At 51.3% G+C, this 13,784-nt stretch carries 12 protein-coding genes; 1 reads left to right on the forward strand and 11 read right to left on the reverse strand.

Annotation, left to right across the window (positions count from 1 at the left end):
- Positions 1–31 precede the first annotated feature (31 nt).
- From lpdA to ACO0K9_RS16470, 11 genes are all read right to left on the reverse strand, one after another.
- A complete protein-coding gene (gene lpdA, locus ACO0K9_RS16420) occupies positions 32–1,459 on the reverse strand; it encodes a dihydrolipoyl dehydrogenase (protein WP_422986799.1) in 1,428 nt (475 codons plus the stop codon).
- 52 nt (positions 1,460–1,511) lie between these two features.
- Positions 1,512–1,844, reverse strand: coding sequence for a PspC domain-containing protein (locus ACO0K9_RS16425; protein ID WP_422986801.1), 333 nt, complete (start codon positions 1,842–1,844; stop codon positions 1,512–1,514).
- A 31-nt stretch (positions 1,845–1,875) separates the two neighbouring features.
- On the reverse strand, positions 1,876–3,141 hold the full coding sequence (gene odhB / locus ACO0K9_RS16430) for a 2-oxoglutarate dehydrogenase complex dihydrolipoyllysine-residue succinyltransferase (protein WP_422986803.1): 1,266 nt from the start codon (positions 3,139–3,141) through the stop codon (positions 1,876–1,878).
- 62 nt (positions 3,142–3,203) lie between these two features.
- Positions 3,204–6,059 carry a 2-oxoglutarate dehydrogenase E1 component gene (locus ACO0K9_RS16435; RefSeq protein WP_422986805.1) on the reverse strand — a complete coding sequence of 952 codons (2,856 nt, stop codon included), beginning with the start codon at positions 6,057–6,059 and terminating at the stop codon, positions 3,204–3,206.
- Between the two features lie 309 nt (positions 6,060–6,368).
- A complete protein-coding gene (gene gltA / locus ACO0K9_RS16440; RefSeq protein WP_422986807.1) occupies positions 6,369–7,673 on the reverse strand; it encodes a citrate synthase in 1,305 nt (434 codons plus the stop codon).
- A gap of 60 nt (positions 7,674–7,733) precedes the next feature.
- The gene (locus ACO0K9_RS16445; protein ID WP_422986809.1) at positions 7,734–8,015 is read right to left on the reverse strand and encodes a succinate dehydrogenase assembly factor 2; all 282 of its coding nucleotides are present in this window, start codon (positions 8,013–8,015) and stop codon (positions 7,734–7,736) included.
- Positions 8,016–8,121: 106 nt separating this feature from the next.
- Positions 8,122–8,832 (reverse strand): succinate dehydrogenase iron-sulfur subunit, encoded by a 711-nt coding sequence (locus tag ACO0K9_RS16450; RefSeq protein WP_422986811.1) that lies wholly within the window; start codon positions 8,830–8,832, stop codon positions 8,122–8,124.
- 12 nt (positions 8,833–8,844) lie between these two features.
- Positions 8,845–10,620, reverse strand: coding sequence for a succinate dehydrogenase flavoprotein subunit (gene sdhA / locus ACO0K9_RS16455; protein ID WP_422986813.1), 1,776 nt, complete (start codon positions 10,618–10,620; stop codon positions 8,845–8,847).
- Positions 10,621–10,622: 2 nt separating this feature from the next.
- The gene (sdhD, locus tag ACO0K9_RS16460) at positions 10,623–10,991 is read right to left on the reverse strand and encodes a succinate dehydrogenase, hydrophobic membrane anchor protein (protein ID WP_422986815.1); all 369 of its coding nucleotides are present in this window, start codon (positions 10,989–10,991) and stop codon (positions 10,623–10,625) included.
- Positions 10,991–11,401: a succinate dehydrogenase, cytochrome b556 subunit gene (sdhC, locus tag ACO0K9_RS16465; protein WP_422986817.1), complete on the reverse strand. Its 411-nt coding sequence runs from the start codon at positions 11,399–11,401 to the stop codon at positions 10,991–10,993. Before sdhC ends, sdhD begins: the two co-directional genes overlap by 1 nt.
- Positions 11,402–11,632: 231 nt before the next feature.
- On the reverse strand, positions 11,633–12,436 hold the full coding sequence (locus ACO0K9_RS16470) for a GntR family transcriptional regulator (protein ID WP_422986819.1): 804 nt from the start codon (positions 12,434–12,436) through the stop codon (positions 11,633–11,635).
- Positions 12,437–12,793: 357 nt separating this feature from the next.
- Here ACO0K9_RS16470 and ACO0K9_RS16475 point away from each other — a divergent pair, with 357 nt between their 5' ends.
- Entirely contained in the window at positions 12,794–13,783 is a 990-nt protein-coding gene (locus ACO0K9_RS16475) for a malate dehydrogenase (protein ID WP_422986821.1), read from the forward strand.
- Position 13,784 lies beyond the last annotated feature (1 nt).

Consider the following 13,784-nt stretch of genomic DNA (forward strand, 5'->3'; position numbering starts at 1 on the left):
GACAGCACCCCTGACTACAGGCCGGGAACGATCAGAAGTTCAGGGAACGTTTGTCGACTGCCAGTGCCGCTTCTTTGGTTGCTTCAGACAAAGAAGGATGCGCATGACAAATACGGGCGATGTCTTCTGCCGACGCTTTGAATTCCATCGCAACCACTGCTTCGGAAATCAACTCAGATGCCATAGGACCGACGATGTGTACGCCCAGGATTTCATCTGTGCTTGCATCGGCCAGGAACTTGACCATGCCGGATGTATCACCCAGGGCGCGGGCACGACCATTCGCCATGAATGGGAAAGTGCCGGCTTTGTAAGCCACGCCGTCTGCCTTCAGTTGCTGTTCAGTGCGACCGACCCAGGCGATTTCAGGTGAAGTGTAGATCACCCAGGGGATGGTATTGAAGTTGACATGACCATGCTGACCGGCGATACGCTCGGCAACGGCAACGCCCTCTTCTTCCGCTTTGTGTGCCAGCATAGGGCCACGTACCACGTCACCCACTGCCCAGACATTCGCCAGATTGGTTTTGCAATCACCGTCAACAGCGACGAAACCACGTTCATCCAGTTGCAGGCCGACAGCTTCAGCATTCAGGCCATTGGTGTTAGGTGTGCGGCCGATGGAGATGATCAGTTTGTCGAAGACGGCCTTATGTTCAGCGCCTTTGTCATCCGTGTAATTGACGGTCACATCTTTGCCGCCATTGACGATTTCGCCAATCTTGACGCCCAGATTGATGGACAGGCCTTGTTTGACGAACAGCTTGTGTGCTTCTTTGGCGATTTGTTCATCCACTGCACCGAGGAAAGTCGGCAATGCTTCGAGTACTGTGACTTCAGCACCCAGACGACGCCAGACGCTACCCATTTCCAGACCGATGACACCGGCACCGATGACGCCGAGTTTTTTCGGTACTTCAGCTATCTTCAGTGCGCCGTCATTCGACAGGATGGTGGTTTCATCAAATGCTGCGCCAGGCAAGCCGCGGGCATTGGAACCGGTAGCCACGATGATGTGCTTGCCGGTGATGCTTTCTTCGGTCTTGCCAGCTACCTTGATTTCATAACCGGCCGCATCGGCTTTAACGAAAGAGCCATGGCCATGGAAGAAAGTGACTTTGTTCTTTTTGAACAGGAACAGGATACCGTCGTTGTTTTGTTTGACGATGGTATTTTTGCGACCCAGCATCTTGCCGACATCCAGGCCCAGGCCCTGCACCTGGATACCGTGGTCAGCGAAAGCATGGCCAGCGTGTTCATAATGTTCGGAAGACTGCAACAAGGCCTTGGATGGGATACAGCCTACGTTGGTGCAAGTGCCGCCAGGTGCCGGGCCGCCTTTGTCATTGCTCCAGGCATCGATACAGGCTGTGGAAAAACCCAGTTGGGCAGCACGAATTGCTGCGATATAGCCGCCAGGGCCAGCGCCGATAACGACAACATCAAATTGTTTGCTCATGAAAATATCCTGATAGGTATAGATTGACTAATTCGCGACATACCGTGGTTTTTTACTCTTCTTCCGGCACAAAAATCCAGGCCAGCAAATAAGCGACCACGCCAGCACCAAAGTAAAGACTGAAAAAGACAAACATCAAACGCCAGATCCAGGAATCCAGACCAGTAAATTGCGCCAGACCACCGCAAATACCACCCAGCCACTGGTCTTTTTTTGACCTGCGGAATTGATTCAGATGGTTGAAACCCTGGTCCTGATGATTACCAGATGCGGAAGTGTCGCCAGTTGCCAGCAATCTGGCTTTGGCTTGGGCAAATTCTGCATCAGACAGGGCTCCTGCCTGATGCAGTTCATGCAGACGTTTGATTTCGTCAGCGATATTCACGGAATGACTCTCGCTTTGCTTTGAATCTGAATTACAGATCGAGCAACAGGCGGGCTGGATCTTCCAGCGCGTCTTTCATTGCCACCAGACCCAGAACAGCTTCACGACCGTCAATGATGCGATGGTCATAAGACATTGCCAGGTAATTCATAGGACGGATAACGATCTGGCCATTTTCAACCACGGCACGGTCCTTGGTCGCATGCACGCCCAAAATTGCGGATTGTGGAGGGTTGATGATAGGCGTAGACAACATGGAACCGAAAGTACCGCCATTCGAGATGGAGAACGTACCGCCAGACAGATCATCCAGAGTCAATTTACCGTCTTTTGCCTTGTTACCGAATTCACCGATTTTCTTCTCGATTTCAGCAATCGTCATTTGATCCGCATTGCGCAGGATAGGTACCACCAGACCACGCGGGGAACCGACAGCAATACCGATATCGAAGTAACCGTGGTACACGATGTCATTACCATCAACGGAAGCGTTGATGATAGGGTATTTTTTCAATGCAGCAACAGCAGCCTTGACGAAGAAGGACATGAAACCCAGTTTCACGCCGTGTTCTTTTTCAAACTTGTCTTTGTACTTGTTACGCAAGTCCATGACGGGTGCCATGTTGACTTCGTTGAAAGTGGTCAGGATCGCGTTTGTCGATTGTGACTGCACCAGACGTTCAGCAATACGTGCACGCAGGCGGCTCATCGGTACGCGCTCTTCCGGACGGTCACCCAGGCTGGCGATGGTCGGTGCAGCAACTTGTTGCAGCGCTGGTTTGCTGGCTACCGGCGCTGCCAGAGGCGCAACTACGGGTGCTGCTGACTTACCTGCAACTGCTGCCAGTGCATCACCTTTGGTGACACGGCCATCTTTGCCAGAGCCATCGACTTGTGCTGCCGTCAGATTGTTTTCTGACAGGATTTTTGCTGCGGCTGGCATTGCCACGCCAGCAGAAGATTTTGCATCCGCAGAGGCGCTTGCAGCGACTGCGGCAGGGGCGGCTGCAACGGCGGCCGGTGCTGCTGCCGGTGTGGCGGCAGCACTGGCACTTGCTGCGGTGTCGATGATGGCGATGATTTCACCAGCAACCACTGTGCTGCCGTCACCTTTGATGATTTGTGTGATCACGCCAGCGTCAGGCGCAGGCAGTTCCAATACAACTTTGTCAGTTTCCACGTCGATCAGGTTTTCGTCACGGCCAACTGCTTCGCCAACTTTTTTATGCCAGGACAACAGGGTTGCTTCTGCGACAGATTCAGATAACTGAGGAACTTTTACTTCGATAATTGCCATTTTTTTACTCTCCGATTCGGGTAGCCAAATGCGACATCAGCTTCTGATGTCGCATCGCGTCATTATTTGGTCAGGACAAAGCCTTTGAGTTTGGAAAATGCCGTTTCCAGCAATGCTTTTTGTTGCGCATAGTGCTTGTCGTAATAACCGACAGCTGGCGATGCACTCGCTGGGCGACCGGCATAAGCAAGCTTTTGCCCTTCTTCCAGACTTTCAAAAATATTGTGCTGGATCTGGAACCATGGTCCCTGATTTTGCGGCTCATCTTGTGCCCAGACCAATTCCGTCAAGTTCGGGAATTTCTTCAGTTCTGCAGCAAAGCTCTTGTGCGGGAAAGGATACAACTGTTCAACACGGATAATTGCCGTATCAGTCTGGCCACGCTCTTTACGAGAATTAACCAGGTCGTAATACACCTTGCCTGAGCAGGCAACCACGCGCTTGACTTTTTTCGCGTCGATTTTTTCATCCACTTCACCGATGACAGTGTGGAAGCTGCCTTTGGCCAGGTCGGACAATGGTGAACCGGCATCCTTGTTACGCAACAGGGATTTCGGTGTCATGATGACCAGTGGCTTACGGAACATGCGTATCATCTGACGACGCAACAGATGGAAAATCTGTGCTGCTGTCGTCGGCTGCACCACTTGCATATTGTTGTCAGCACACAGTTGCAGGAAACGCTCAGGACGTGCGGATGAATGCTCCGGACCCTGGCCTTCGTAACCATGCGGCAGCATCATGACCAGACCGGATGCACGACCCCATTTCACTTCACCAGAGCTGATGAACTGATCGATAACCACTTGCGCGCCGTTGGCGAAATCGCCGAATTGCGCTTCCCAGATGGTCAGCGTGTTTGGTTCTGCTGTGGAATAACCATATTCAAAGCCCAGTACCGCTTCTTCAGACAAGACCGAATCGATGACTGTGAATGGGGCCTGCTTGTCAGAAATGTTTTGCAGGGGGATGTAAGTACCGGCATCCCAACGTTCACGATTTTGATCATGCAAGACGGCATGACGGTGAACGAAGGTACCGCGACCTGCATCCTGACCTGTCAGACGAATTGCATAACCGGAAGATACCAGGGATGCATACGCCAGATGTTCGCCCATGCCCCAGTCCAGGTTCATGTCGCCACGACCCATGTTAGCGCGGTCACCGAGGACTTTTTCTACCAGGCTATGCGGCTTGAAGCCTTCAGGCACGACGGTAATACGTTCAGCCAGACGCTTCAGCTCTGTCAATGGAACGGCAGTGTCAGCCGCATCTGTCCATTTGCGGTTGAGGAAAGGAATCCAGTCAACTGCGTATTTGTTTTTGAAATTGGAAATGACCGGATCATGGGTATGCTTGCCGGCATCCATGGCATCACGGTAAGCCTTGATCATCTGATCGCCGCCATCCGCAGGAATAGCGCCTTGCGCTGCCAGCTTGTCTGCATACATCTTGCGCGTGCCAGGATGCTGACCAATCTTCTTGTACATCAAAGGCTGGGTCAGTGCAGGTGTATCTTGCTCATTGTGGCCCAGTTTGCGATAGCAGATGATGTCAACCACGACATCCTTCTTGAATTCCATACGGTAATCCAGGGCGATCTGGGTAGCCAGAACAACGGCTTCAGGATCATCTGCATTGACGTGCAATACCGGCGCTTCGATCATTTTGACGACGTCGGAGCAATACAGGGTAGAACGGGAATCGCGTGGATCGGACGTAGTAAAACCGATCTGGTTATTGATGACGATATGCACGGTGCCACCGGTACCATAGCCGCGCGTCTGCGCCAGGTTCAGGGTTTCCATGACCACGCCCTGCCCTGCAAACGCGGCGTCGCCGTGTACCAGGATAGGCAAAACCTGCGAGCCATCTTTGTCGCCACGACGGTCCATACGTGCTTTGACAGAACCTTCAACCACTGGGTTGACGATTTCCAGATGGGAAGGATTAAACGCCAGCGACAGGTGGACCGGGCCGCCTGGAGTAGAAATATCGGACGAGAAGCCCTGATGGTATTTAACGTCACCTGCTGGCAAATCGTCACCATGTTTGCCTTCAAATTCGGCAAACAGATCCTGTGGCATTTTGCCCAGGGTATTGACCAGTACGTTCAGACGACCACGGTGGGCCATGCCGATAACGATTTCTTCCACACCGCGCTCACCGGCGCGCTGGATGGTTTCATCCATGGAAGCGATAAAGCTCTCGCCACCTTCCAGAGAGAAACGCTTCTGACCCACATATTTGGTGTGCAGATAACGTTCCAGTCCTTCAGCCGCAGTCAGGCGGTCGAGGATGTGTTTTTTCTTTTCCAGGGAAAAGGATGGTGTAGAGCGGATGGCTTCGAGTTTTTGTTGCAACCAGCGCTTTTCAGTCGGGTCGCTGATGTACATGAACTCGGCACCGATAGAACGGCAATAGGTATCACGCAAGGCATTCAACAGGTCGCGCAATGATGCAGTTTCTGGTCCGAAATAGGTATTGCTGATGTTGAACTGGATATCCATGTCCGCATCAGTAAAGCCATAAAAACTGGGTTCCAGTTCCGGGATACTTGGACGTTCCTGACGCTGCAGTGGGTCCAGATTGGCCCAATGGCTGCCGAGGAAGCGATAAGCAGCGATCAGTTGCTGGGCAGCGACGCGTTTGCGGCCCATTTCAGCATCACCGGTGGCATTGACTGCGCGTATCGGGCCTTGTTTGGCACGTTCAGCAAAGGAAGCAATGACGGGAGCATGCGCAACGTCGGGCTTGGAAGATCCATCGACTGCAGGCACATTTTGCATGGCGTCAAAGTACGCGCGCCAATTTTCAGGAACAGAACCGGGATTATTCAGATACGCTTCATACAGTTCTTCTACGTACGGCGCATTGCCGCCGAACAAGTACGAGTTGGCGTTATATTGTTGCATCATCTTGCTCACCTTTCTTCGCGTTTCGCGAGATTAGCGGGTTAATCTAACCTTCCGCGACACGGCCTGACCGGTTAGCGGATTGCACATCAAGTTGTGGGGAAGGGCTTATTCAAACTATCCTCGTGATCGAATCAAAAATCATGCTCTTTTAATATGATTTTTGATTTAATCGCGAAAGTTATATGTAAAAATCACTTTCGTGCCGAAGCATAGCATATTTAGTGAAAAAAAAAGCGAGTCTTAAAGACTCGCTTTTTACAACATTAAAACTGATTAGAGAATTAACGCTTTCCGATCAACGCTTACTAATCAACGTTTGTCGATCGGTGGTACGTCGCGCTTGGCGGCCCCCACAAACAACTGACGAGGACGGCCAATTTTTTGCTCAGGATCAGAAATCATTTCTTTCCACTGAGCGATCCAGCCTACTGTACGCGCCAGGGCGAAAATACCAGTGAACAAGGCGGTTGGGATGCCCAACGCGCGCTGTACGATGCCTGAATAGAAATCGACATTAGGATACAGCTTGCGGCTGACAAAATAGTCATCTTCCAGAGCGATTTTTTCCAGAGCCATGGCCAGCTTGAACAGTGGATCGTCTTGCAGACCGAGTTCTTGCAATACTTCGTAGCAAGTTTCACGCATCAGTTTGGCGCGTGGGTCATAATTTTTATAGACGCGGTGACCAAAGCCCATCAGCTTGACGCCAGAATTCTTGTCTTTTACCTGAGCGATAAAGTTAGGAATATTGTCGACGCTGCCGATTTCTTCCAGCATGCTCAATGCCGCTTCGTTCGCGCCACCGTGAGCAGGACCCCACAGGCAAGCGATACCGGCAGCAATACAGGCAAATGGATTAGCACCGGAAGAACCGGCCAGACGCACGGTCGATGTAGATGCATTTTGCTCGTGATCTGCGTGCAGGATCAGGATACGATCCAGCGCACGTACCAGCACTTCATTGGTTTTGTATGGCTCACATGGTGTCGAGAACATCATGTGCATGAAGTTGGCGCTGTAGGACAGGTCATTGCGTGGATACACGAAAGGCTGACCTATGGAATATTTGTAAGCCATGGCAACCAGGGTCGGCATCTTGGCGATCAGGCGAATTGCCGATACTTCACGGTGATGCGGATCATTGATGTCCAGCGAATCATGGTAGAACGATGCCAGCGCACCGACTGTACCTACCAAAACCGACATAGGATGGGCATCACGACGGAAACCACGGAAGAAGAATTGCATCTGCTCATGCACCATGGTGTGATTGGTGACAGTCGCAACAAATTCTTTCTTTTGCGCAGCATTTGGCAGTTCGCCATTCAGCAACAGGTAGCAAGTTTCCAGGAAATCGCCGCCATTGACTGCCAGTTGTTCGATCGGATAACCGCGATACAGCAGTTCACCCTTGTCGCCATCGATGTAGGTGATGGAAGAATTACAGGCTGCGGTGGACATGAAACCCGGATCATACGTAAACATGCCGGTAGAGCCGTACAACTTGCGGATGTCAATCACATCAGGACCAATAGAGCCCTTGTAAATTGGCATTTCCAGCGCTGGGGAGCCATCGGAAAATGATAGGGTGGCTTTTGTTTCAGAATTAGTCATGGCTCTTCCTTCAGATAAGAGGTGAGTCGTTAATCAAAAAAACACAAAAATCAAATTGACTTACGCCGTTTGCAGACGTAGCAATAAAGCATGGACATGAGGAAGATCGACCTCAGCTTCTGGCTGCTTTTTAGCCATGATCAAATCCATTAACGTATTGTCTGGCAATTCCATCAGGCGGCCGAAGGCATCCACTTCCTCATCTGTCAGGGATTCTTCATGGGCATCCAGGAAACGCGTCAAGATCAGATCGTTTTCCAGCAAGCCGCGCCTCGCCCGCCACCGCAAACGGGCCCGCTTTACCGGGTCGCTTTGATGGGGTACCGCTTGTGACTCAGACATAATTAATTCTCTTCCATACTGACTATTTCATGCGATTCTCAGGTTACCCGTAAAAAACCGCATGAAATAGCAGCGATGCCGGAGCATCGCTGACAACAACACCTTCTTAGACCGCGCGACGCACCATCAGTTCTTTAATCTTACCGATAGCACGGGTAGGATTCAGACCTTTAGGACAGACATCCACACAGTTCATGATTGTGTGGCAACGGAACAGACGATACGGATCTTCCAGATTGTCCAGGCGCGCACCAGTTGCTTCATCACGGGAATCAGCAATGAAACGGTATGCCTGCAACAAACCTGCAGGGCCAACAAATTTGTCCGGATTCCACCAGAAAGACGGGCAGGAAGTCGAACAGCAGGCGCACAGGATGCATTCATACAGACCATCCAGCTCTTCCCGTTCGGCAGGCGACTGCAAACGTTCTTTTTCTGGTGGAATGGAATCATTCATCAGATAAGGCTTGATGGAATTGTATTGCTTGAAGAATTGCGTCATGTCCACGATCAGGTCGCGGATCACTGGCAAGCCAGGCAAAGGACGCAATTTGATAGGCTCAGTCAATTCGTTCAGGTTGGTGGTACAGGCCAGGCCATTTTTGCCATTGATGTTCATGGCGTCGGAACCGCACACACCTTCACGGCATGAACGGCGCAGCGCCAGGGAATCATCGACATCAGACTTGATGCGCTGCAATGCATCCAGCAACATCTTGTCGGTGTCTTGCAGTTCTACTGTCAGATCCTGCACGTAAGGCTTGGCGTCCTTGTCCGGATCGTAGCGATAGATTTGGAATTTTAGTGTACGTGCCATATCGGTATCTCTTTAGAATGTACGTGGTTTCGGTTTGAAGGTTTCTACAGTCAGTGGTTTGGTCACGACTGGCTTGTAGTCGAGGCGATTGCCTTCGGAATACCACAAGCTATGCTTCATCCAGTTAACGTCGTCGCGCTGTTCGTAATCACGGTGTGCATGCGCACCACGGGATTCTTTACGGGCGGCGGCCGATGTAATCGTTGCCTTGGCTGTTTCGATCAGGTTATCCAGTTCCAGCGCTTCTACCCGTGCAGTATTGAAGACCTTGGATTTATCTTTGAAAGAAACATGCTTGCGACGCTCATCAAGCTCCATAATTTTCTTGTAGCCGGTTTGCAGCAATTCATCGGTACGGAACACGCCGCAGTATTGCTGCATGGTGGCACGAATATCATTGGCAACGTCTTGTACGCGCTCGGAACCGGTACTGGTTTCCAGCTTGGACAAACGTGACAGCGCCAGATCAGCTGCATCAGCCGGCAACTCCTTGTTGCTGCGCTCCTTGAGCTTGCTGGCAACCACGTGATTACCGGCAGCACGACCAAACACCAGCAAATCGAGCAGCGAATTGGTACCCAGACGGTTGGCACCGTGCACGGATACGCAGGCGCACTCGCCGATTGCATACAGACCATTGACGATTTCACTGCCACCGTTTTTCGGCGCCACTACCTGACCATAGATATTGGTCGGAATACCGCCCATCTGATAGTGAATGGTAGGAACGACAGGAATCGGTTCTTTGGTCGCATCCACGTTGGCAAACTTGTGGGCGATTTCCAGGATCGATGGCAGGCGTTTCTGTATCGTTTCAGCACCAATGTGGCGCAGATCCAGCATGACGTGATCCTTGTTCGGACCACAGCCACGGCCTTCCTTGATTTCCTGGTCCATGGAACGCGAAACGAAGTCACGCGGTGCCAGGTCTTTCAGCGTAGGCGCATAACGCTCCATGAAACGCTCACCCTGACTATTCACCAGGATACCACCTTCACCGCGCACGCCTTCGGTAATCAATACACCCGCACCAGCAACGCCGGTTGGGTGGAATTGCCAGAATTCCATATCTTCCAGCGGCAAGCCGGCACGTGCAGCCATGCCCATACCGTCACCGGTATTGATAAATGCATTGGTCGACGCTGCCCAGATACGACCGGCACCGCCAGTGGCAAATATCGTGGTTTTGGCTTCCAGCATCATGACTTCGCCAGTTTCCATTTCCAGCGCAACAACACCCAGCACATCACCGTCCGCATCGCGGATCAGGTCAATCGCCATCCATTCAACAAAGAAATGGGTACGGGCGCGCACATTGCGCTGATACAGGGTATGCAACAAGGCATGACCGGTACGGTCAGCTGCAGCACAGGCACGCTGTACAGGTTTTTCACCGAAATTGGCAGTGTGACCGCCAAATGGACGCTGATAAATGGTGCCATCAGCATTACGGTCAAACGGCATACCAAAATGTTCGAGTTCGTACACGACTTTTGGCGCTTCACGGCACATGAATTCGATCGCATCCTGGTCACCCAGGTAATCGGAACCCTTGACTGTGTCAAACATGTGCCAGTACCAGTTATCTTCCGACATATTGCCCAGGGAAGCACCAATACCGCCCTGCGCTGCTACCGTATGAGAACGGGTAGGAAATACTTTCGACAGTACCGCGACATTCAGGCCAGCTTCAGCCAGTTGCAGCGAAGCACGCATGCCAGAACCGCCAGCACCAACGATGACCGCGTCAAAACGGCGGCTAGGAATTGTGGATTTAATTGCAGCCACTTTTATACTCTCCACAAAATCTGTGCAGCATAGCCAGCACAAGCAATCAGCCACAGAATAGTGGCAACCTGAAATACCAGACGCACAAAGACGCTGTGTGTCACATAATCCATCCAGACATCACGCATACCTACCCAGGCGTGATACAACAGGCAAACGATGACAGAGAATGTCGCCAGCTTGAACCATTGCATGGCAAATATGCCAGCCCACCCTTCATAACTGAAATTTTTGCCGGTCAAAAACAGACCAAGCAAAATCACCGTATATAAAGCCATCACGATTGCCGTGACACGTTGCGCCAACCAGTCGCGCAAGCCATAGCTTGCACCTACGACCAGACGCTTGGGACCAATATTGTTATTTGCCATCAAAATACTCCAAACAATTTCAGGCCTGTCAAAGCAGCCAACACCAGGCTGATCACCAGAACACTGACCGCCGACTGGCGTGCAGATTCCTTATTCAGACCAAAGTGAAGATCCATGAACAAATGACGAATACCCGCACAGAAATGATGCAAGTACGCCCAGACCAGGGCAAGGATGACCAACTTGACGAAAACATTACGTGCAATAAAACCCTGCAATTCAGCGAACGTCGTTTCTGAAGTCAGGCTTTTATCGAGCAAATACAAAATGAAAGGCAACAACAAGAACATCAACATTCCACTGCCACGATGCAAGATGGAAACAAAGCCCGCCAGCGGCAGCCTGTAGCCAGTTGCATCTATCAGGCGCATTACACCAAAGCGCGGTCTGGTTTTTACTACTTCAGACATAAATAATCTCCCCATTAACTAGTCTGTACATAAACCTTGCAATTTTCGCTCATTTTGGTGCATTGCACCAACAAAAATCAGCCCAATTTACAAAATATCGCTATCTTAAACCCAAACCCAACACTCTCGCTGAGCACGGATCAACGCGAAACCAGGCAATCCCACTTGAAATGCAATCACCGACGCTGCCAGCAACGCAGCAATAACAGCTGGTACTGGTGTAGTGCTGCACTAGCTCAATTCATTTCGGTAGTGATGATTAACTGTCAGGTACAAACCACGTCGCAATTCAACCGGCTTATCACCATAGGTGAAAGAAACCCGCTCCACATTGAGCAAAGGCATGCCGACCTCAACATTCAGCAAGGGAGCAACTTGCTCATCTGCGCAGACAGCACGAATCTGCTCCGAGGCGCGGATCATGTGGGTGCCGAATTCGGTTTCAAACAGGCCATACATCGGCCCCTTGTATTCATTCAGGCGTTCGGCGGTCAGGCCTTTGAAGATGGAACCAGGCAACCACAAATCATCCAAAATGGTGGGCACGCCAGAAAAAGACTGCACACGGCGGATGAAAACAACGGAATCCCCGGATTTGATATCCAGCAGACGCGCCACCTCGGCTGGTGCACGCATGCGCTTGACTTCAACAATTTTATTTTCGGGATAATGCGGCACACCTTCGTCCGGTGCCAGCCGCAAGAAACGAAACTGCGAGCGCGCCTCATGATGGGTCGCCACAAAGGTTCCCTTGCCCTGCCGGCGCACCACCAGGTTTTCTGCCGACAACTCATCAATCGCCTTGCGCACGGTACCCTGGCTGACCTTGAAGCGGCTGGCCAATTCCATTTCACTGGGAATCAGCTCGCCCGGCTTCCATTCACCCGATTGCAGGCTCTGGGTGATCAGGGCTTTTATCTGTTGATATAATGGGCTGAATGTAGGTGAAGCACTCAAGGACGAAGCAGCAGCACCAGTACCAGGCGTAGCTGGACTGACAGGCTGATTACTTGCGATAGGAATGATTGAGTTCATAGACTGCAATTTCACCACGAAACCACCCATCCCGTCCAGAACAAAATGTCAAGTAATATGTCTTATATAAGACATAAGATATTCATTGACACTTCAGCGCGCAGCACCTAAACTCTCGGGGAATATAATTGGCAGCCTGCACACAGCATTGGTCAGCATTGCTGCCACACCAGTGCAATATAGTTCGAACGTCTTTAATGTAAAGGAAGAAAAACGGCTTCAGCGCTGATTTTGGCTGACTGGCATGGTTTTCAACGGTATCATTAAGCGTTTTACACAGTGCCCGCAACATTCGCAACGTCCTGCGGGCACGGCATTTGTTTGAAATTCGTTTTTACACTACTTCGGAGATGCATCATGGCGAAATCCCCTATGCGCGTAGCTGTTACCGGCGCCGCAGGCCAAATCGGCTATTCCCTTCTATTCCGTATCGCCAATGGCGACATGCTGGGCAAAGACCAGCCAGTGATACTGCAATTGTTAGAAATCCCTGACGAAAAAGCACAAAAAGCGCTGAAAGGCGTCATGATGGAAATCGATGACTGCGCGTTCCCATTGCTGGCCGGCATGTCTGCTCACAGCGATCCACTGACAGCATTCAAGGACATCGACGTCGCCCTGCTGGTTGGCGCACGTCCACGCGGCCCAGGCATGGAACGCAAAGACCTGCTGGAAGCCAACGCACAGATTTTCACGGTACAAGGCAAGGCACTGGACGCCGTTGCTTCCCGTAACGTTAAAGTCCTGGTGGTCGGCAATCCAGCCAACACCAATGCTTACATTGCAATGAAATCGGCACCGTCCCTGCCAGCTAAAAACTTTACAGCCATGCTGCGCCTGGATCACAACCGTGCGTTGTCCCAGGTTGCTGCCAAAGTTGGCAAACCGGTTGCTGCTGTTGAAAAACTGTGCGTCTGGGGCAATCATTCCCCAACCATGTACGCTGACTATCGCTTCGCGACAGTAGATGGCGCATCCGTCAAAGACCTGATCAACGATCAAGTCTGGAACAAGGATGTGTTCCTGCCTACAGTTGGCAAACGCGGCGCTGCCATCATCGAAGCACGCGGTCTGTCTTCTGCAGCATCCGCAGCAAATGCAGCGATTGACCACGTACGTGACTGGATTCTGGGCACAAACGGCAAATGGACTACCATGGGCATCGCTTCCGATGGCTCTTATGGCATCCCTGAAGGCACCATGTTCGGCTTCCCTGTCACCACAGAAAACGGCGAATACAAGATCGTTCAAGGTCTGGAAATCGACGAATTCTCCCGCGAACGCATCAACATCACTCTCAAAGAATTGCAAGAAGAGCGTGATGGCGTGAAACACCTGGTAGGTTAAT

Origin of the sequence: Undibacterium sp. Ji50W (assembly GCF_049340445.1) — a bacterium.
Classification (GTDB): domain Bacteria; phylum Pseudomonadota; class Gammaproteobacteria; order Burkholderiales; family Burkholderiaceae_D; genus Undibacterium.

What these genes read in the sequence shown, in the direction of transcription:
- lpdA (WP_422986799.1), bottom strand. Translation starts at nt 1,459, where the DNA reads ATGAGCAAACAATTTGATGTTGTCGTTATCGGCGCTGGCCCTGGCGGC.
- odhB (WP_422986803.1), bottom strand. Translation starts at nt 3,141, where the DNA reads ATGGCAATTATCGAAGTAAAAGTTCCTCAGTTATCTGAATCTGTCGCA.
- ACO0K9_RS16435 (WP_422986805.1), bottom strand. Translation starts at nt 6,059, where the DNA reads ATGATGCAACAATATAACGCCAACTCGTACTTGTTCGGCGGCAATGCG.
- gltA (WP_422986807.1), bottom strand. Translation starts at nt 7,673, where the DNA reads ATGACTAATTCTGAAACAAAAGCCACCCTATCATTTTCCGATGGCTCC.
- ACO0K9_RS16445 (WP_422986809.1), bottom strand. Translation starts at nt 8,015, where the DNA reads ATGTCTGAGTCACAAGCGGTACCCCATCAAAGCGACCCGGTAAAGCGG.
- ACO0K9_RS16450 (WP_422986811.1), bottom strand. Translation starts at nt 8,832, where the DNA reads ATGGCACGTACACTAAAATTCCAAATCTATCGCTACGATCCGGACAAG.
- sdhD (WP_422986815.1), bottom strand. Translation starts at nt 10,991, where the DNA reads ATGGCAAATAACAATATTGGTCCCAAGCGTCTGGTCGTAGGTGCAAGC.
- sdhC (WP_422986817.1), bottom strand. Translation starts at nt 11,401, where the DNA reads ATGTCTGAAGTAGTAAAAACCAGACCGCGCTTTGGTGTAATGCGCCTG.
- ACO0K9_RS16470 (WP_422986819.1), bottom strand. Translation starts at nt 12,436, where the DNA reads ATGAACTCAATCATTCCTATCGCAAGTAATCAGCCTGTCAGTCCAGCT.
- ACO0K9_RS16475 (WP_422986821.1), top strand. Translation starts at nt 12,794, where the DNA reads ATGGCGAAATCCCCTATGCGCGTAGCTGTTACCGGCGCCGCAGGCCAA.